A 16,592-nucleotide genomic window follows, 5' to 3' on the forward strand; every position below is an offset into this window, starting at 1 on the left:
CGCTCGGAATCCGGCACACGGCGAGCACATCCGACACCTGTTGGGACACCAGGCGGCCCCGCAGCGCCAGGTAGTGTCAGAAGTCCGCGCACAGCGGGCACAGACCGCTCACCGGGAGACGCCGTGCCACGTTCCCTGATCCCCTCCGGCCTCCGCGCGCTGCGACCCGACGCCTTCGGAGCGGAACCGACGGGCGCGCGGCTGGCCCGGATCCGCAGCTCGCCGAACTTCGCCGACGGGTCGTTCCAGAACCCCGTGCCGGCACGCACCGAGCCGAGCGGCTCGATGCGGGAGTTCGCCCGGGCGTACTTCCGCGCCGAGGACCGGGCCCACCGCGCGCCCGCCGGCGTGGTGCCGGTGCACCCGACGACGTACGCCGACCTCGCGAAGCCGCCGACCACCGGACTGCGGCTGACCTGGACGGGCCACTCCAGCGTGCTCGCCGAGCTCGACGGGCGCCGCGTGCTGTTCGACCCGGTGTGGGGCGAACGCTGCTCCCCGTTCCCGTTCGTGGGCCCGCGCCGCCTGCACCCGGTGCCCCTGCCGCTCGCCGCGCTCGGGCCCGTCGACGTCGTGGTGATCTCGCACGACCACTACGACCACCTCGACATGCCCACGATCAAGGAGCTGGTCGGCACCGACACCGTCTTCGCCGTCCCGCTGGGCGTCGGCGCGCACCTGGAGCACTGGGGCGTGCCGGCCGACCGGCTGCGGGAGCTCGACTGGCACGAGTCGACGACGGTCGAAGGCCTCACCCTGACCGCCACCCCCGCCCGCCACTTCTGCGGCCGCGGCTTCCGCGGGCCCCAGCACACGCTGTGGGCCTCATGGGTCGTCCGCGGCCCGGAGCACCGCGTCTTCCACAGCGGCGACACCGGGTACTTCCCGGGCTTCGCGGACATCGGGACTGCTCACGGGCCGTTCGACGCCACGATGATCCAGATCGGCGCGTACAGCGAGTACTGGCCGGACATCCACATGACCCCCGACGAGGGCGTCCGCACCCACCTCGACCTCCAGGGCGGCCCGGACGCGGGCCCTCTCCTCCCGATCCACTGGGCGACCTTCAACCTGGCCCTCCACCCCTGGGCGGCCCCCGGCGAAGGAACGCTCGCCGCAGCCCGCACCGCAGGAGCCCGTATCGCCCTCCCCCGCCCCGGCGAGCCCTTCGAACCGGGCGCGGAAAAGCTCCCGGAGCAGCCGTGGTGGAGGGTCGTCACGGTGGACGCCGACACCGAGCCCAGCCCCTTGGACAGGGCAGCGGGAACGACGGCCTGACGAGCCGGCCGAACGGGGTTGGCGGGACCAGGGGCGACCCGCGGCACCGACCGAAAGGGCGGCCTGCGACAGGACGGCGCGGGGGGCCGAAAGAGGCAGGCCTTGGCAGAGTGCGGGGCAGGCCGAAAGGACGGCCTTCGGCAGGCTGCGGGGCGGTCCCGCCGAGCAGGCTCAGGCAGGCCCACCGGACGGGCTGAACAAACAGGCTCACGCAGACCGCACGACGGGCTGGGCAGGCGGGGCCTGGGCAGACCACGGGACGGCTCGACGTGAACGTCCAGGCAGACCGCAGGACCCGCCGGGCCCGTGGACGCGCCGGGCGAGCCACCTCCGACCGGAGCACCGGAACCCGGACCTCGCCAGTCCCGCAAGGGCCGACCCGCGAGAACGCCGGGTGAGCGAGGCGGGAGGCGCCGACCTGGATCGGCGTCATCCGATCACGCAGCCGCGCCGCGAGGGCACGCGCACGCAGTTGCCCCGGCCCCGTCGGCCGTCCGCCACGCGGCCAGCCGTCACACGGTGAACCGGTCACGCCGCAGGGGCACGACCAGCCGGCGAACCGTGTCGCCAGCCCGCCACATGGTCAGGTCGTCTCGCGCCCACGCAGTCAGGCACCGACGCCCGGAACCGCCCGCAGCGAGGACGTGCGCTCGCCTCCTCGTAGCCGCAAGCCGTCACGGCGGCTTCGAGCTGGGCGATCGCGAGGACCGGGTCGATGTTCTTGAGGAGGACCACGTCGAAGTCCCCCTGCTCCGGGCCGCCCGGAGTCTGGAGGACCTCGACGGCAGCCTGGTCGTCGACGGCGGAGAGGTGGTCGCAGAGCGGCATGGCGGCGATTCTGGTGCCCACCGGGGACGGCCCGGCTGACGCAGCCGGGCGAAGCCCCGACGGGCACGCGGTCTCGGGGCACCGGGCCGCGGTCGCCTCCGGCCGGGTGGCCGGGCACCCGCACCACCACGCGGTCAGGTGGTCAGGTCAGGCCGCGCGGTCAGGAGCGGCGGCCTCGGCTGGGCTTTGCGGCGCGTTCGGGCTTCGCGGCGCGTTCGGCGTCGCGGTCCTTCAGGCGGGCGGTTTCGCGGCGGACGTCGGCCTGGGTTTCGCGTTCGCGGCGGAGCCATTCCGGGTCTTCGGCCTTGATGGCTTCGATCTCGTCGCTGGTCAGAGCCTCGGTGACGCCGCCGCGGGCCAGGCCCGAGATGGAGATGCCGAGCTTGGTGGCCACGACGGGGCGGGGGTGGGGGCCGGTGCGGCGGAGGTCGCGGAGCCACTGCGGGGGGTCGGTCTGGAGCGCGTTGAGCTCGTCGCGGGTGACGACACCCTCCTGGAACTCGGCGGGGGTGGCCTCGAGGTACACGCCCAGCTTCTTCGCCGCGGTCGCGGGCTTCATCGTCTGGGCGGTCTTGTGCGACGTCATGGGGTCAAGGGTATCGAGCGTGCGCGGCACCTCTGATCCTGGCCGGTAGCCTGGCGGGGTGATCAGCGCGGATGCCCCCTCGTCCTTCCGGCTCGCGTACGTCCCTGGCGTGACGCCCGCGAAATGGGCTCGGGTCTGGCACGAGCGCCTGCCGGACGTCCCGCTCGACCTGGTCGCCGTCGAGCCCGGCGACGCGATGGCGACGCTGCGCGGCGGGGGCGCCGACGCGGCGCTGCTGCGGCTGCCGGTGGACGGCACCGATCTGAGCGCGATCCCGCTGTACACGGAGACGACCGTGGTCATCGTTCCGAAGGACCACGTCGTGACGGCCGTCGACGAGGTGACGACGAACGACCTCTCCGACGAGCTCGTGCTGCACCCCCTCGACGACACGCTCGGGTGGGACGAGCCGCCTGGTCGACCCGCGGTCGAGCGTCCGGCGACGACGGCCGACGCGGTCGAGCTGGTCGCGGCGGGGGTCGGCGTGCTGGTCGTGCCGCAGTCGCTGGCCCGGCTGCACCACCGTAAGGACCTGACCTACCGGCCGGTGCTCGACGCGCCCGCTTCGCGTGTGGCGCTGTCCTGGCCGGAGGCGAAGACGACGGACCTGGTGGAGGAGTTCATCGGGATCGTGCGCGGACGGACGGTCAACAGCTCGCGCGGCCGGCAGGCGACGGCGCCGCAGGCGAAGGACAAGGGCGGCGCGGGCCGGGCGTCGTCCGGGGCGGGGCAGCGGTCGGGGGCGGGTTCGGGAGCGCGCTCGGGATCCGGGTCGGGCTCGGGTAAGAGCTCGGCGGGCCGCAAGCCGGGCGCGGGATCGTCCGGCAAGGGTGGTGGACGCTCGGGCTCGGGCGGCGCGAAGGCGGCGCCGAAGCGCGGGAAGCCGCGCCGCCGGTCGTAGGGGCGTGACCGGTCACCGACTCCTCCACGCCGCAAGCCTGTTCCATATCGAGAAACACCGTTTCGCGGCGTAGCATGCGAGCGGCGGAACACCCTCGTCGCGACGGAGGCCGGCCGGTGAACTACCTCGTGTACCGCATGCGGATGACGGAACGGGCCCGGCGCAACCAGAAGGCCTTCTGGTCCTGGCTCGAGGAGCGCGAGCGCTGGTTCAGGACCTCCCCATGGGGCGCGAAGTGCGCTGGTACTACAGCGTGATCGGCGAGGTCTACGTCCTGGAGAGCTGGGCGGCGTTCGAGGACGAGCGGCCTGGGGCGCCTACCGCTCGGCGCTCGCGAACCTGAAGGCCGGCAGCACCTGGGAGGACGAACGGGTCAGCCAGGACGACTGGTGGGAGTTCCTCGACACCCGCATCGTCACCGACCGCCCGGTCCCGGTCGGCTTCGCCCGTGCCGAACCCGCCTGAGGCCAGGGGGGTTTCGCGGATGACCTCGCCCGTCGGCCCGGCGCCCAGGTCGCACCTGTACGTGCCCGGGCACCGGCCGGACGTGCCGGCCAAGGCCCCGGCCGGCGGCGCGGACGCGCCGGTTCCGCGAAGCCCGTTCGCCGCACCGCCGGGCGGCCGGCGGGCCCGACCGAGCTCAGGCGGCCGCGGCCTCGTTCAGGACCGCCAGGCGGCCGTCGGTCATGGCGTACGCCGCGTCGGCGTAGACCAGTTGGCTGCGGTCGTGGGTCACCATCACGGTCGCCGTCCCGCGCTCCCGTGTGAGGCGGGCGAGCAACTCCACTACCGCTGCTCCGCGTTCGTGGTCGAGGGCGCTGGTCGGCTCGTCGACGAGCAGGACGGCGGGGTCGTTCATCAGTGCCCGGGCGATGTTGATGCGCTGCCTCTGGCCGCCGGACAGCTGGTGCGGGCGTCGTCGCGCCTGCTCCGACAGGCCTACGGCGTCCAGGAGTTCGCGGGCCTTGGCGGCCGCGGCGCGGGGTGAGCGGCCGTCCAGGTGGGCCATCACCTGGAGTTGCTCCAGGGCGGTGAGCGACGGCAGCAGGTTGGGCTGTTGGAAGACGATGCCCAGCCGGGTGCGGCGCAGTTCGGCCCGCCGACCCGGCTTCAGGCCGTCTACGGGTGCCCCCGCGATCTCGACGGTGCCCGAGTCCGGCGTCACCAGCGTCGCGGCGACGGCCAGCAGGCTGGACTTCCCGGATCCGGACGGCCCGACGACGGCGGCCAGTTCGCCGCCCGCGACGGTGACGGAGACGCGGTCGAGGGCGGTCAGCCGCCGGTCGCCGTCGGGGTAGGTGAGGGTGACGTTGGTGAGGCGCAGGCCCGCACGGTCGTCCTGGCTCCCCTGGATCCTCTGGCTCCCCTGGTTCGCCTGGCTCGCCTGGCTCTCCTGGCTCTCCTGGCTCCCCTGGTTCGCCTGGTTCGCCTGGCTCTCCCGGCTTACCTGGTGCGTCTGGCTCATGATGTTCACCCGGTCCACGCTGCCCACCTGCTCCTCCTGCTTCGCCCGCTCCACCCCGTCCAGCCCGTCCACCCGCTCCGCACGCTCCATCCGCTCCACCTCGTTCATCGGGCGCTCCCCAGTGCGGTCAGCGGGTCGACGGCGGTGACACGGCGTACCGCGAGTGCGGCGCCCACCAGGCCGAGGACGACCATGACGGCGGCTGGCAGCACGGTCGTCCCGGCGTCCAGGACGAACGGCACGGTCCCTTCGGCGACCCGTCCCGCCGCCGCGGCGATGGCGGTGCCGAGTGCCGTCCCCGCGGTGAGGACGACGAGGGCCTGGCCGAGCGCGTCGCGCAGCAGGTAGCCGGTCGAGGCGCCGAGGGCCTTGAGGACGGCGATGTCGCCGGAACGCTGCACCGTCCAAACGGTGAAGAACGCGCCGACCACCAGTGCCGAGATGACGAAGAGGAAGCCGCGCATCAGCTGCAGCGAGCCGTTCTCCGAGGTGTAGGAGCCGATGCCCTTGCGGGCGTCCGCCTTGGAGACGGTCTCGGTGTGCAGGGCCGCGTCGCCCGCGCCGATGTCGGCGCCCTTGCCGAGGTCGAGCGCGACGACGGTGGCCTGCTTCGCGCCCGACGCGCGCGGGCCCGGGGTGAGGGGCTGCCAGTCGTCGAGGGTCGTCCAGACGACGGGCGCGTGGCTGTACGACGCGCCGGGGACGACGGCGTCGACGCGCATGTTCCCGGCCGGGCCGAGTGCGACGGTGTCGCCCGCGCGTACGTGGAGCTCGTCGGCGAGGTCCTGGGACAGGACGACGCCGCCGGGTGTCGGCCGGGCCCCGCCGGGCGCGAGCGGCCCCGCCGGGTCGATGCCGAAGGCGGCGCCTCCGGCCGTGCGCTCGCCGGCGCCGAGCCGGGTCATCGCGATGCCGAGGGGGGACGCGTCGCGCACGCCGGGCTGCGCGGCCCATCCCTTCCAGGCGTCCTCCTTGACGGTGGAGGAGGAGAAGGACACGCCCGCGGAGGCGGAGAACGCCAGCTTGTCGGCGTGGAGCCCGTCGACGGCGGAGGTGTTCTCGCGGCCGAGGCCCGCGGTGAGCCCCGACAGCAGCACGACCAGCGTCGTGATGAGCACCACGACGACGGTCATGAGCGCGAACCGCCCTCGGGCCGACCGCAGATCCCGCAACGCGACGAACACGCGCACCCTCCTCAAGCCTGCCCGGGCCCGCGGGACCGGGCCCGGACGTTCCCGGCGACCGGTCGGCCGCCGTTGTCCTCTACTCTCCGGTGCACGGGTGTGCCGGGGCATCGCGCGGCGGTTGGGGCCGGCGGGATCTTTCGGTGCAGCCGCCTCTCCGACTTTCGATGGATACGGGCGGTGTCCCGTGTGCGGTCCGCCTCCCGCCCACATCCTTGACACTGTCAAAAACTGGCGCCTATCGTTCCCGCGATGCGGGGTGCACGCGAGTGCGCCCGAAAGCGCCCGCGCACGCGTCGCAGCGCGCGCGGAATGTCGAGGGGAACGCGATGGCGGCCGCACTCAACGGGCTCACCTCCGGTAACTGGGGCCACCAGGTCCACGGACAGGACATCCCCTGGCTGCTGCGGCACTGGGCCGAGCACCGGCCCGAGCACCCGGCGCTCGTATGGGAGCCGGCCGAGGGCGAGCGGCGCACCTGGACGTACGCCGAGCTGCTCGCCGACACGCTGCGCGTCGCGGCGGGCCTGCACGCACGCGGCGTCGGCCGCGAGGACAAGGTCCTCGTGCACGCCGACAACTGCCCCGAGATGCTCGTCGCCTGGCTGGCCTGCGCCACCGTCGGCGCCGTCGCGGTGACCACCAACACGCACGCGACCGCGAGCGAGCTGGCGTACTTCGCCGAGCACACGCACTGCACCACCGCGATCACGCAGCCGCGCTTCCTCGACCTGATCGCCGAGTCGGGCGCCGACCTGCGCTGGACGGCGGTCATCGGGGCGGACGACGCGGCCGCGCTGCCCGAGGGCGCCGTGCCGTTCGCCGAGCTGTACGGCGACGCCGACGCGTACCCCGGCCGCCCGATCGAGCCGCTGCTGCCGTTCGGGATCATGTTCACGTCCGGCACCACCAGCCGCCCCAAGGGCGTCGTGCACACGCACGCCAACGCCGTGTGGGCCAGCCGCTCCGGGCCGCGCAGCATCGACCTGGGGCCGGACGACCGCTACCTGATCTACCTGCCGCTGTTCCACGTCAACGCGCAGAGCTGGTCGATGTTCTCGGTGCTGGGCGTCGGCGCGACCGCGGTGCTCATGCCGAAGTGGTCGACGAGCCGCTTCTGGGACGTCGTGGTCCGCAACGGGATCACGCACATCTCGCTGATGCCCTTCGCGATGGGCACGCTCGCGGCCAAGGACCGGCCCGAGTCGAAGCTGCGGGTGGGCGTGTTCGGGATGGTCAACACCATGCTGGACAAGATGCTCGGGCTGAAGGTGTACGGCGCGTACGGCATGACCGAGACGGTCATCCACGCCATCACCGGCAAGCCGTCCGAGCACCTGCCGGCCAAGTCGATGGGCCGGCCGGCGCCGGGCTACGGGTTCAAGATCGTCGACCGCGACACCGGCGAGGAGTGCGGCGTCGGCGAGCAGGGCGAGCTGTGGCTGCACGGCGAGCGCGGCGTGCAGTTCTTCCTGGAGTACTACGGCAACGCCGAGGCGACCGAGAAGGCGTTCGAGGGCGACTGGTTCAAGACCGGCGACATGGTGGCGCTGGGCGAGGGCGGCAACGTCTTCTACCGGGAGCGCGACAAGGACCTGCTGAAGGTCGGCGGCGAGAACGTGTCGGCGCGCGAGGTCGAGGACCTGATCCTCACCGTGCCCGGGGTCGGCTCGGTGGCGGTCGTCGGCAAGAAGCACGACTTCCTGGACGAGGTGGTCGTGGCGTTCGTGATCCGCAACGCGGCGGCGCCGGAGGCGGCCGAGCTGGAGAAGGCGGTCGTGGAGCTGTGCCGCGCCAAGCTGTCGGACTTCAAGGTGCCGCGGGCGGTGTACTTCGTCGACGCGTTCCCGACCGGGACGCTCGACAAGATTCTGAAGAAGGAGCTGCGGGAGATGGCGGACGCGCAGCCGGCGGTCTGAGCCGCGTCCGATGCGGGTGTGACGGGGGTGTGAGGTAGCGGGGGCGGTCGGGCCTGAGGGTCCGGCCGCCCTTTTCGCATGGTTGTTTCGTCCGTTTTGTTGGCGTTTGCCGGGCGGCAAATCCCTTGGTGCGTCCGCAGTATGGACGACCCTCCCCACGCATCCATGTTGTATCTATCTTGTGCGCATGGCCGCCGTCCCGTCCCCCGCCAAACCACCGCCCGCCGCCGACCGCGTGTACCAGCACGTCAAGCTCGGCGTCCTCGAACGCCGCTACGAGGGCGGCACGCTGCTCACCGAGGGCGAGCTCGCCGAGGCCGCCGGGGTGTCGCGCACGCCCGTCCGCGAGGCGCTGCTGCGGCTCGAGGCCGAGGGGCTGCTGCGGCTGTACCCGAAGAAGGGCGCGCTCGTCCTGCCGGTGTCCGCGCAGGAGGTGGCGGACGTCGTCGAGACCCGGCAGCTCGTGGAGGCGCACGCGGCACGCAAGGCCGTCCCCGCGTCGCCCGAACTCATCGCCCGGCTGACCGAACTGCTCGACCAGCAGCGCGCGCAGGTCGCCGCCGGCGAGTTCGCCGAGGCGGCCGTCACCGACCGGTGCTTCCACGCCGCGATCGTGCGCAGCGCCGGCAACGAGATCCTGGCCCGGCTCTACGACCAGCTCCGCGACCGCCAGGTGCGGATGGTCGTCGCCGTCATGCACGCGGGTGCCGAGCGGGTCGCACGGTCGCTCACCGACCACGCCGAGATCCTCGAGGCATTGCGCGGCGGCGACGCCGACGCGGCCGTCGCGGCCGTCCACCGTCACGTCGGGCGGCTGCCCGAGATCATCCGCGGCGAGGTGCGCTGACATGACGCAGACACACACACCGGCCGCCTCCCCCGTCCGGCCGACGGATCCCCCCGGCGGGCGGCGCGCGGTCGCCGTCTGGTCGGTCGGCGTCGCCGTGTACTTCGTGGCGGTCATCTTCCGGACCTCGCTGGGCGTCGCGGGACTCGACGCCGCCGACCGGTTCGACGTCAACGCGTCGGCGCTGTCGACGTTCTCCATCCTCCAGCTGCTGGTGTACGCCGGCATGCAGATACCCGTCGGCCTCCTCGTCGACCGGCTCGGCACCAAGCGCATGCTGACCATGGGCATCGTCCTGTTCACGGTCGGGCAGTTGGGCTTCGCGTTCTCGACGTCGTACGGCATGGCCCTCGCGTCGCGCGCGCTGCTGGGGTGCGGCGACGCGATGACCTTCATCAGCGTGCTGCGGCTCGGAACGCGCTGGTTCCCGGCGCGGCGCGGGCCGCTCGTCGCGCAACTCGCCGCGCTCATCGGGCAGGCGGGCAACCTCATCTCGACGCTCGTGCTCTCCCGGCTGCTCCACGAGGCCGGCTGGACGGCGGTGTTCGCGGGGAGCGCGGCGGCGGGGGCGGTCGTGTTCGTGCTCGTCCAGCTGTTCCTGAAGGACCACCCCGAGGGGTACGAGGTGCCGGCGGTGGCGCACCGCGGAGCCGCCTACGTGCGGCGGCAGATCGCCGAGTCGTGGGCCGAACCGGGAACGCGGCTCGGGCTGTGGACGCACTTCACGACGCAGTTCCCGGCGATGGTGTTCCTGCTGCTGTGGGGAATGCCGTTCCTCGTCGAGTCGCAGGGCCACACGCGCGGCACGGCCGGCGGGCTGCTCACCGTCATCGTGCTGTCGAGCATGGTGCTCGGCTTCGTGTTCGGACAGGTCATCGCCCGGCACCAGGCCGCGCGGCTGCCGATCGCGTTGGGGACCGTCCTCACCACGGCCACGGCGTGGGCGGCCACGATCTTCTACCCGGGCGGCATCGCGCCGATGTGGCTGCTGGTCGTGCTGTGCCTGGTGCTCGGCGCGTGCGGGCCGGCCTCGATGATCGGCTTCGACTTCGGGCGCCCCGCCAACCCGCCCGAGCGGCAGGGAACGGCCTCGGGAATCGTCAACATGGGCGGCTTCGTCGCCTCGATGACGACGCTCCTGACGGTCGGCGTCCTCCTCGACGCGACGGGCGACGACTACCGGATCGCGTTCTCCTCGGTGTTCGTCCTGGAGGCGGTGGGGCTCTTCGCGATCTTCCGCCTGCGCGGCCCCGTCGCGCGGGCCGAGGCGGCCCGCCGCGAGGCCGGACCGATCCCGGTGGCCACCTCGGACCACCCGGCGGGGCTGGTCGACTCCCGGCAGGGCTAGTACGGGGCCGCCCGGCCTCCGACGACCGCGACCGCGGTGTCGAGGAGTTCGGGGGTCGTGCCGGCGAAGTCCCCGGCCAGGGCGAGGGCGACCGCCCAGGCCTCGATGTCGTCGCCGAGGCGCGCGGCGGTGAGGCCTGCGAGGTGCGTGCGGGCTTCCTGATCGTCGGGGCGTCCCTCCCGGCGGTCGCGGATGAGGTCGGGGCAGCCGGCCTGCCTCGACAGGTACGTCACCGCTTCGCGCTGGAACGGCTCGGCGCGGTCGGCGTCCATGATCTGCGACCAGTCCAGCGGGGTGTGCGGCCAGCGCTCGAGGACATCCTGGGTCACCTTCCTTCGGCCACGCAGCATCCGGATGAACCCCTGGGTGCCACAGCTGCGTTCATACGTCCGCTCCAGACGGCGCAGGTCGGTCGGGTCGGCCAGGACCACGCGCACCGGCTCGGGTATGGGCCTGGTCAGGAACCGGGCGGTCGCGCCGCGCGCCACATCGGGCCCGACGATGCGGCGCAGGCCCAGGCAGCCCCGGAGGGCGATCGCGGGGCTGGTCCGTTTGGCGCCCGGAAACGGGAGCACGGCGAGCGCGGCCACGGTCAGGTCCGGGTCGTCGCATTCGATGGCCAGCATCAACCGCTTTGTCGGGCTGTAGGGCCCGCTGGGCTCGCCCTTGCGCGGGATCAGGTACTGGGGCACCACCCTCGCGGCCGCCTTGTGCGCTTCTCGCGGGGCGTACGGGTTGCTGAGCACCGCCACGGCGACCTGGACGTCGGCCTTCGCGGCGAGTGCGTAGATCGTGTCCGGATGGGCGCGCCGGTTGCGGCCGAGGGCCGCCTGCTGCTCGCGGGTGCCGTTGGCCGCGACGTGCGCCGAGACCACGGCGTCCGGGGTGCGGAAGTCGCCGAGGACCGCGGTCTGCAGCGCGGGCCCGAGGCGGTCGAACAGTCGGGGGCGCATGGCCTCGGGTGCCGCCTCGAGCAGCATCGACGGCGACGTCAATCCGGTCTCCTCACAAGCGGTCCATGCGGAGGAACTCCGTGATGCGGAGCACCTTGGGCGGGCGGGGCACATGATTCGGGAGTGCCTGGAAGGCCTCGGCCCTGTCGACGAGGCGTGGGGCGGTGAGGTCGAGTTCCTGTCCGTCGACCCGGAGTCGCGCGGTGCCGGAGGCGAGGATATTGCGTACCCAGTCGGAGCCGGAGCCGTACACGAGTATGAACAGGTAGCCGCCGTCGACGGGGTGGGCGTCGAGCGGGGTGCGGTACGTCGTGCCGGAGGTCCGGCCGACGTGGATCAGGACGGGGCGGCGGCCGTTTCTGATCTCACGCGGGTTGAAGACGCGCTTGTTGACGTGGCCCCACCAGAGCGGCATCGGCATGCGTGGCTTCCTTCCTGGCTCCTGTGCCGGCCGGCGCACCGACCCAACCGTTCGGGCCTTACAGGCGTAAGCCGGGGTACGCTTGCAAGGCTTGCTTACGGGTGTAAGCCTGTCAACACCCTCACGGTCAGGAGCTCGCGTGCCGCCCTCTCCCCCGCCCCGCCGACCGCTCAGCAGGGAACGTGTGTTGGACGCCGCGGTCCGGGTCGCGGACCGCGGCGGCGTCGACGCCATCTCGATGCGGAAGGTCGCGCAGGAGCTGGGCGTCGAGGCGATGTCGCTGTACCGGCACGTGCCGAACAAGGACGCGGTCCTCGACGGCGTGGTGGACGTGGTGTTCGCGGCGATCGAACTGCCTGACGCCGGGCGGGAGGACTGGCGGGACGCGATCCGCGCGCGGGCGAACTCCGCGCGTGCGGTGCTGTCGCGGCACAGTTGGGCGCTGGGCCTGATGGACTCGCGCCGCAACCCGGGGCCGGCGACGCTGCGGCACCACGACGCCGTGCTGGGGGTCTTGCGGGAGGCGGGGTTCGGTCTCCGGACGGCCGCACACGCCGTCTCACTCATCGACAGCTACGTCGGCGGGTACGTGCTCCAGGAGCAGAACCTGCCGCTGACCTCGACGGACGAGGTCGCGGAGGTCGCCGACGGAATCCTCGCGGCCCTGCCCGCCGACGAGTTCCCGTACCTCACGGAGATGATCGTCGAGCACGCGCTGAAGCCGGGCTACGACCACACGGCCGAATTCGCGTACGGCCTCGACCTGATCCTCGACGCGCTGGAGGCCCGGCGCGGGTAGCCGCTACGCGACGGCGGCGGACCGGCCCTGGCTGGACCGGCCCGCCGCCGCGTTCGTCAGACGATCGGCTGCGTCGAGTCGAGGAACACGTAGTCCGCGCGGTACGGCACCTCGACGCGCGCCTGCGCGGCCGGGTCGCACGGGCCGGACGGGGCGACGCCGCCCACGGTGTTCAGGCGCAGGATCTCGTCCGTGCCGGCCAGGAGGCCGAACGGGCGCCCGGCCTGCGTCGCGGCGAGGTCCAACTCCGCGATGTTGCCCGTGCCGTTCGGCGTGCGGGCCAGCACCTTGCCGGTGACCGCGCTCCGGTCCCGCGCCAGCCACTCGGGCGGGCCGGCGGGGCCGGGGTTCGCGAAGAAGTGCGAGATGCCGTTGTCGAGCGTGGCCCGCACGTTGTCCTGCGTGAACGCGAACGAGCCGTCCGGCTGCACGGTGCAGGCGTAGATCTGCACGCCCTGGGTCACCGACGCCTTGGTGTCGCGCTGGAGCGCGTGGTCCATGTCCAGCGTGCTCCTGATGCCGTTGACCTGCCCGCGCACCGCGCCGCCGGGGAACTCCGGTGTGGCGATGTCGAGGTGGAACGCGCGCGGGTTCGCCTTCAGGTCGGCGAGGAACTGGGCGTCCTTGACGCGGACGGTCCCGGTGGCCGTGCCGTTGTTCCCGTACGCCGGGGCGGTGAACAGCGTGACCTCGACCGCCCCGTTCTCCCCCTTCGCCCCCGCCTGGATCGTGCCGGTCGCGGGCGCGGCGATCCCCTTGAAGGCGGCGGCGAACCGGATCTCGTCGCCGCTCACCTGAAGGTAGGCGACGGCGGTGCCGTCCTTGTCGCCCGCTGCGGGACCGCCGGGCGTGGGAACCTCGTTGCCTCCGTTGAGGCTCACAGCGAAGTAGGCGGCGTCGGTGCCCGTCCCGTCCGCCGCCGCCCCGGCCGAAACCGCAGGCCCCGCAACGGCGATCCCCAACGCGGCGAGCGCGGACACGCCTGCCGCCATCCTCTTGATGTTCATGACTGGACCCCCCAGTACCGCGGCCACCGCACTGCACGGTGGCGCTTCGACGTCGGGTACGGAGCGGATCATTCCGACTGTTCAATGACGAACAGCGGTAAAGGTCACATGAGTTGCGGTGAACTCGAAGCCCTGACGATCCGTGCGCCGCGCGTTCGTTGGAGGTGGCGGGCGACGAAGCTCACGGCGCGGTCGCGGGTGGTCCGCATCCTTACGGGTGAACCTGGGTTGCCAATCCGCCGCCGACCCGTAGCCTGGCGCCAGGGGAAGGGGGGCTACGGATGTATTCGTCGCCGGGGGAAGGCGCGGACCCGCTCCGCGTTCTCGATGCCCTCGACCAGGCCGCCGACGTGCTGGGTGTGGTGTCGGACGGCGAGGTCGTGTGGGGATTCTCGTCCCGGATGGTGTCCCGGAGGGTGCGGTACGGGCGGCGGGCCGCGTGGCTGCGGGTGTTGGAGGCGTCCGCGTCCGGTGCGCGGGGCCGGCTGTGGGAGGGGAACGAGGCCGCCGAAAAGGCGTTCGGGGACCTGGCCGGGGTACGGCCCGCGCTGCTGAACCTGTTCGACTGGGCCGAGGGCGGTGCGGCGTTCCGGGCGGAGCTGATCGCGTACGTCGACGAGCCGGTGTGCTCGGCGTCGGCCCGCGCGCCCGAGGGATTCGACCCCGGCCCGCGGTGGTGGTCGACGCTGCGCAGCGCGCTGGAGACGGTGGGCCGGGCCCGCACCGAGCGGGTGACGGTGCGTCAGGACTGGGTGGACCGGGCGGTGCCGCGGTTCGTCGGCGTCGCCGCGCCGCGGATCGGCGGCATGGTGCCCGCGCACGGCGACCTGCACTGGGCGAGCGTGACCCGGCACGGCCCGCACATCGTCGACTGGGAGGCCTGGGGCCTGGCCCCGGTCGGCTTCGACGCGGCGATGCTCCACACGTACGCACTGCTGCACCCGGACGTCGCGGCGCGCGTCCGCAGGGAGTTCCCGGTTCTGGACAGCGCGGCGGGGCGCGTCGCCGAAACGGTGGTGCTCGCGCAGCTGCTGGAGCGGGTCTCCGAAGGTCTCGACCTCGACCTCGCGGACGCGCTGCGGGAGCGCGTAGCGGCGGTGTGCGGGCGGCTCTGACCGCGAGGGTGGTGGTGGCCGGGGAACGGCCCGTGCCCCTGTGGGAGATCCGCAGGGGCACGGGCGGTTCGCCATTTCGGTCAGACGCCGAACAGGGCTCGGCGGTCGCCGAGTTCGTCGGGGGCGGCGTGGCTGGTGGCGTCGAAGCGCATCGTCGTTCGGCCGTCGGTGGTGTAGCGGGGCCAGTCCGGGAGGCCGGTGTCGCCGGGCGCTGACGGGTCGCCGGTGCGGACGAAGGCGATCCAGGCCCGGTGCATCGCGGCGCCGAGGTCGGCCACGGTCTTGGGGTCGGCGCCGGCCAGGAAGGGTGCCTGGGACCAGCGGTCGGCGTTGTGGAAGGTGAACGGGAGTTCGAGGCAGTGGGTCGCGCCGAGGCGTCCGTCGTAGGCGGGGGTCGCGTAGTCGAACTGGTAGACCCAGGCGGGGTTTTCGGCGGTGGCGCGGGCTTCGGCGAGGGTCGAGCACGGGATGCGGAACAGTTCGTCGCCGAGGAGGTCGGTGACCACCGCGCCGAGGCCGCCGCTCGTGGTCTCGGTGTAGTGCGCGTAGGCGGCGTCGGCCCGTTCGCCGAACGCGCCGGCGAAGCGTTCGCGGACCAGGGCCGGGTCCGGGTCGGCGTACTGCGGTTCGAGCACGAGCGCGAAGGTGGCCTCGTCGCGGGTCCAGCCGAGCATGAGGTCGGTGGTCGCCGCGGCGCCGCCGACCAGCGTGTCCAACGGGTTCCCGACGAGCAGCCGGCCGTCGGCGACCGGCAGGAACGGCACGCGCCAGGTCGCCCACGGCGCCGGGGCCGCGAACATGCCGAAGGTGGCCTCGATCAGCCGCTCGTACGGCAGTTCGCGCAGCTTTTCGACGCTGCCGGCGTCCGCGGCGCGGACGAACAGCTCGGTGGTGGCCAGGGATTCGTCCGGCGTGGGCAGCGTGAGCCCGAACGGCGGGCTCTGCAGGATCATGCGGCGGAACAACGGGCCGCCTTCGGGGTGGACGGCCAACGCCGCGGTGGAGAACGCGCCGCCGGACTGACCCGCCACGGTGACGTTGTCCGGATCGCCGCCGAACGCCGCGATGTTCTCGTGCACCCAGCGCAACGCGGCGAGCTGGTCGGTCAGCCAGACGTTCGTGGAGTCCTCGTCGCCGAGGTAGAGGTAGCCGAGGGCGCCGATGCGGTACGAGATGGTGACGACGACCAGGTCGCCGTCGCGCGCGAACGTGTCGCCGGCGTAGTACGGCAGCGTGCCGGATCCGGAGAGGAAGCCGCCGCCGTGGATCCAGACGAGCACGGGCCGGCGGGCGCCGTCGGGGGCGGGGGTCCAGACGTTGAGGGTGAGGCAGTCCTCGTCGAACGGCGGACGGCCGTGGTCGCCGAGCACGGGGTGCCCGACGGGCTGCGGGGCGCTCGGGCCGTATGCGGAGGCGTCGCGCACACCGGCCCAGCCGGGGTGCGGCCGAGCCGACCGGAACCGCAGCTCACCGACGGGCGGGGCGGCGTACGGGACCCCCCGGAAGACGGCGAGCCCGTCCTCACGGGTACCGCGCAACGCGCCGCCGGAGGTCTCGACGACGGGCGCGCCTGCGACGTCGTTCTCGGCTGCGGACATGTGCTACCCCTTCCGGTGCGATACCGGCCGCTTAATCGAGCCAGCAATCCCGCACGATACCGCGAGATTCTGACGACCGCCAGAATTACTGCACACGTGGGCGCGCCTGCCCGCAGTGGCGCTCCGCGCAGGGACGGACGGAGTGTGCCGGCACTCCGCGCGAAGCCGCGAGAGGGCACCGCCAGCGGGAAGGCGGGGCCCGGGCGACGGATCGGCCTGTGGGCAGGAGCGCACGAGAGCGGAGGCGAACGCGCGAGCGGCGCTGCGGCGGAAGGCGGGGCGTGGGACACGGTCTCGGCGGATGGCAGGAGCACAGGCCCCAGACACCCCGAACGCGCGAGCA

At 73.0% G+C, this 16,592-nt stretch carries 15 protein-coding genes; 7 read left to right on the forward strand and 8 right to left on the reverse strand.

Features of this window, described 5'->3' with window-relative positions; translation table 11 throughout:
- Positions 1-123 precede the first annotated feature (123 nt).
- Positions 124-1,278 (forward strand): MBL fold metallo-hydrolase, encoded by a 1,155-nt coding sequence (locus tag QI554_RS36430; RefSeq protein ID WP_281473477.1) that lies wholly within the window; start codon positions 124-126, stop codon positions 1,276-1,278.
- 528 nt (positions 1,279-1,806) lie between these two features.
- On the opposite strand, the gene QI554_RS36435 is transcribed toward QI554_RS36430, so the two are convergent.
- Together QI554_RS36435 and QI554_RS36440 are read right to left on the reverse strand one after the other, a co-directional pair.
- A complete protein-coding gene (locus tag QI554_RS36435) occupies positions 1,807-2,106 on the reverse strand; it encodes a hypothetical protein (RefSeq protein WP_281473479.1) in 300 nt (99 codons plus the stop codon).
- A 160-nt stretch (positions 2,107-2,266) separates the two neighbouring features.
- Complete coding sequence (locus QI554_RS36440; protein ID WP_281473481.1) at positions 2,267-2,692, reverse strand: DUF5997 family protein; 426 nt, start codon at positions 2,690-2,692, stop codon at positions 2,267-2,269.
- Positions 2,693-2,750: 58 nt separating this feature from the next.
- Between QI554_RS36440 and QI554_RS36445 the strand changes: the two genes are divergently transcribed.
- The gene (locus QI554_RS36445; RefSeq protein WP_281473483.1) at positions 2,751-3,593 is read left to right on the forward strand and encodes a substrate-binding domain-containing protein; all 843 of its coding nucleotides are present in this window, start codon (positions 2,751-2,753) and stop codon (positions 3,591-3,593) included.
- 640 nt (positions 3,594-4,233) lie between these two features.
- Here the strand turns inward: QI554_RS36445 and QI554_RS36450 are convergent.
- On the reverse strand, positions 4,234-4,917 hold the full coding sequence (locus tag QI554_RS36450; RefSeq protein ID WP_281473506.1) for an ABC transporter ATP-binding protein: 684 nt from the start codon (positions 4,915-4,917) through the stop codon (positions 4,234-4,236).
- Positions 4,918-5,162: 245 nt separating this feature from the next.
- Positions 5,163-6,242: an ABC transporter permease gene (locus QI554_RS36455; RefSeq protein WP_281473484.1), complete on the reverse strand. Its 1,080-nt coding sequence runs from the start codon at positions 6,240-6,242 to the stop codon at positions 5,163-5,165.
- A 329-nt stretch (positions 6,243-6,571) separates the two neighbouring features.
- Between QI554_RS36455 and QI554_RS36460 the strand changes: the two genes are divergently transcribed.
- From QI554_RS36460 to QI554_RS36470, 3 genes are all read left to right on the forward strand, one after another.
- On the forward strand, positions 6,572-8,161 hold the full coding sequence (locus QI554_RS36460) for a class I adenylate-forming enzyme family protein (protein ID WP_281473485.1): 1,590 nt from the start codon (positions 6,572-6,574) through the stop codon (positions 8,159-8,161).
- Positions 8,162-8,348: 187 nt separating this feature from the next.
- Positions 8,349-9,008: a GntR family transcriptional regulator gene (locus QI554_RS36465; protein WP_281473487.1), complete on the forward strand. Its 660-nt coding sequence runs from the start codon at positions 8,349-8,351 to the stop codon at positions 9,006-9,008.
- A 1-nt stretch (position 9,009) separates the two neighbouring features.
- Positions 9,010-10,356 (forward strand): MFS transporter, encoded by a 1,347-nt coding sequence (locus QI554_RS36470; protein WP_281473489.1) that lies wholly within the window; start codon positions 9,010-9,012, stop codon positions 10,354-10,356.
- On the opposite strand, the gene QI554_RS36475 is transcribed toward QI554_RS36470, so the two are convergent.
- Complete coding sequence (locus QI554_RS36475; RefSeq protein WP_281473491.1) at positions 10,353-11,351, reverse strand: hypothetical protein; 999 nt, start codon at positions 11,349-11,351, stop codon at positions 10,353-10,355. The genes QI554_RS36470 and QI554_RS36475 overlap by 4 nt on opposite strands.
- A 10-nt stretch (positions 11,352-11,361) precedes the next feature.
- Positions 11,362-11,730, reverse strand: a complete 369-nt coding sequence (locus tag QI554_RS36480) for a nitroreductase family deazaflavin-dependent oxidoreductase (RefSeq protein WP_281473492.1) — start codon at positions 11,728-11,730, stop codon at positions 11,362-11,364.
- Positions 11,731-11,914: 184 nt separating this feature from the next.
- On the opposite strand from QI554_RS36480, the gene QI554_RS36485 reads away from it, so the two are divergent.
- Entirely contained in the window at positions 11,915-12,529 is a 615-nt protein-coding gene (locus tag QI554_RS36485; protein ID WP_281473508.1) for a TetR/AcrR family transcriptional regulator, read from the forward strand.
- A 56-nt stretch (positions 12,530-12,585) separates the two neighbouring features.
- Here the strand turns inward: QI554_RS36485 and QI554_RS36490 are convergent, their stop codons facing one another.
- Entirely contained in the window at positions 12,586-13,536 is a 951-nt protein-coding gene (locus QI554_RS36490; RefSeq protein ID WP_281473493.1) for a CHRD domain-containing protein, read from the reverse strand.
- Between the two features lie 281 nt (positions 13,537-13,817).
- Here QI554_RS36490 and QI554_RS36495 point away from each other — a divergent pair, with 281 nt between their 5' ends.
- The gene (locus QI554_RS36495) at positions 13,818-14,651 is read left to right on the forward strand and encodes a hypothetical protein (RefSeq protein WP_281473495.1); all 834 of its coding nucleotides are present in this window, start codon (positions 13,818-13,820) and stop codon (positions 14,649-14,651) included.
- A gap of 80 nt (positions 14,652-14,731) precedes the next feature.
- On the opposite strand, the gene QI554_RS36500 is transcribed toward QI554_RS36495, so the two are convergent.
- Positions 14,732-16,249, reverse strand: coding sequence for a carboxylesterase/lipase family protein (locus QI554_RS36500; RefSeq protein ID WP_281473496.1), 1,518 nt, complete (start codon positions 16,247-16,249; stop codon positions 14,732-14,734).
- Between the last annotated feature and the right edge of the window lie 343 nt (positions 16,250-16,592).

This window comes from Yinghuangia seranimata (genome assembly GCF_029953285.1).
Taxonomy (GTDB): Bacteria; Actinomycetota; Actinomycetes; order Streptomycetales; family Streptomycetaceae; genus Yinghuangia; species Yinghuangia seranimata.

Excerpts from the sequence above, each read along its gene's own strand:
- QI554_RS36435 (WP_281473479.1), bottom strand. The coding sequence starts at position 2,106 with ATGCCGCTCTGCGACCACCTCTCCGCCGTCGACGACCAGGCTGCCGTC.
- QI554_RS36440 (WP_281473481.1), bottom strand. The coding sequence starts at position 2,692 with ATGACGTCGCACAAGACCGCCCAGACGATGAAGCCCGCGACCGCGGCG.
- QI554_RS36460 (WP_281473485.1), top strand. The coding sequence starts at position 6,572 with ATGGCGGCCGCACTCAACGGGCTCACCTCCGGTAACTGGGGCCACCAG.
- QI554_RS36465 (WP_281473487.1), top strand. The coding sequence starts at position 8,349 with ATGGCCGCCGTCCCGTCCCCCGCCAAACCACCGCCCGCCGCCGACCGC.
- QI554_RS36470 (WP_281473489.1), top strand. The coding sequence starts at position 9,010 with ATGACGCAGACACACACACCGGCCGCCTCCCCCGTCCGGCCGACGGAT.
- QI554_RS36480 (WP_281473492.1), bottom strand. The coding sequence starts at position 11,730 with ATGCCGATGCCGCTCTGGTGGGGCCACGTCAACAAGCGCGTCTTCAAC.
- QI554_RS36490 (WP_281473493.1), bottom strand. The coding sequence starts at position 13,536 with ATGAACATCAAGAGGATGGCGGCAGGCGTGTCCGCGCTCGCCGCGTTG.
- QI554_RS36495 (WP_281473495.1), top strand. The coding sequence starts at position 13,818 with ATGTATTCGTCGCCGGGGGAAGGCGCGGACCCGCTCCGCGTTCTCGAT.
- QI554_RS36500 (WP_281473496.1), bottom strand. The coding sequence starts at position 16,249 with ATGTCCGCAGCCGAGAACGACGTCGCAGGCGCGCCCGTCGTCGAGACC.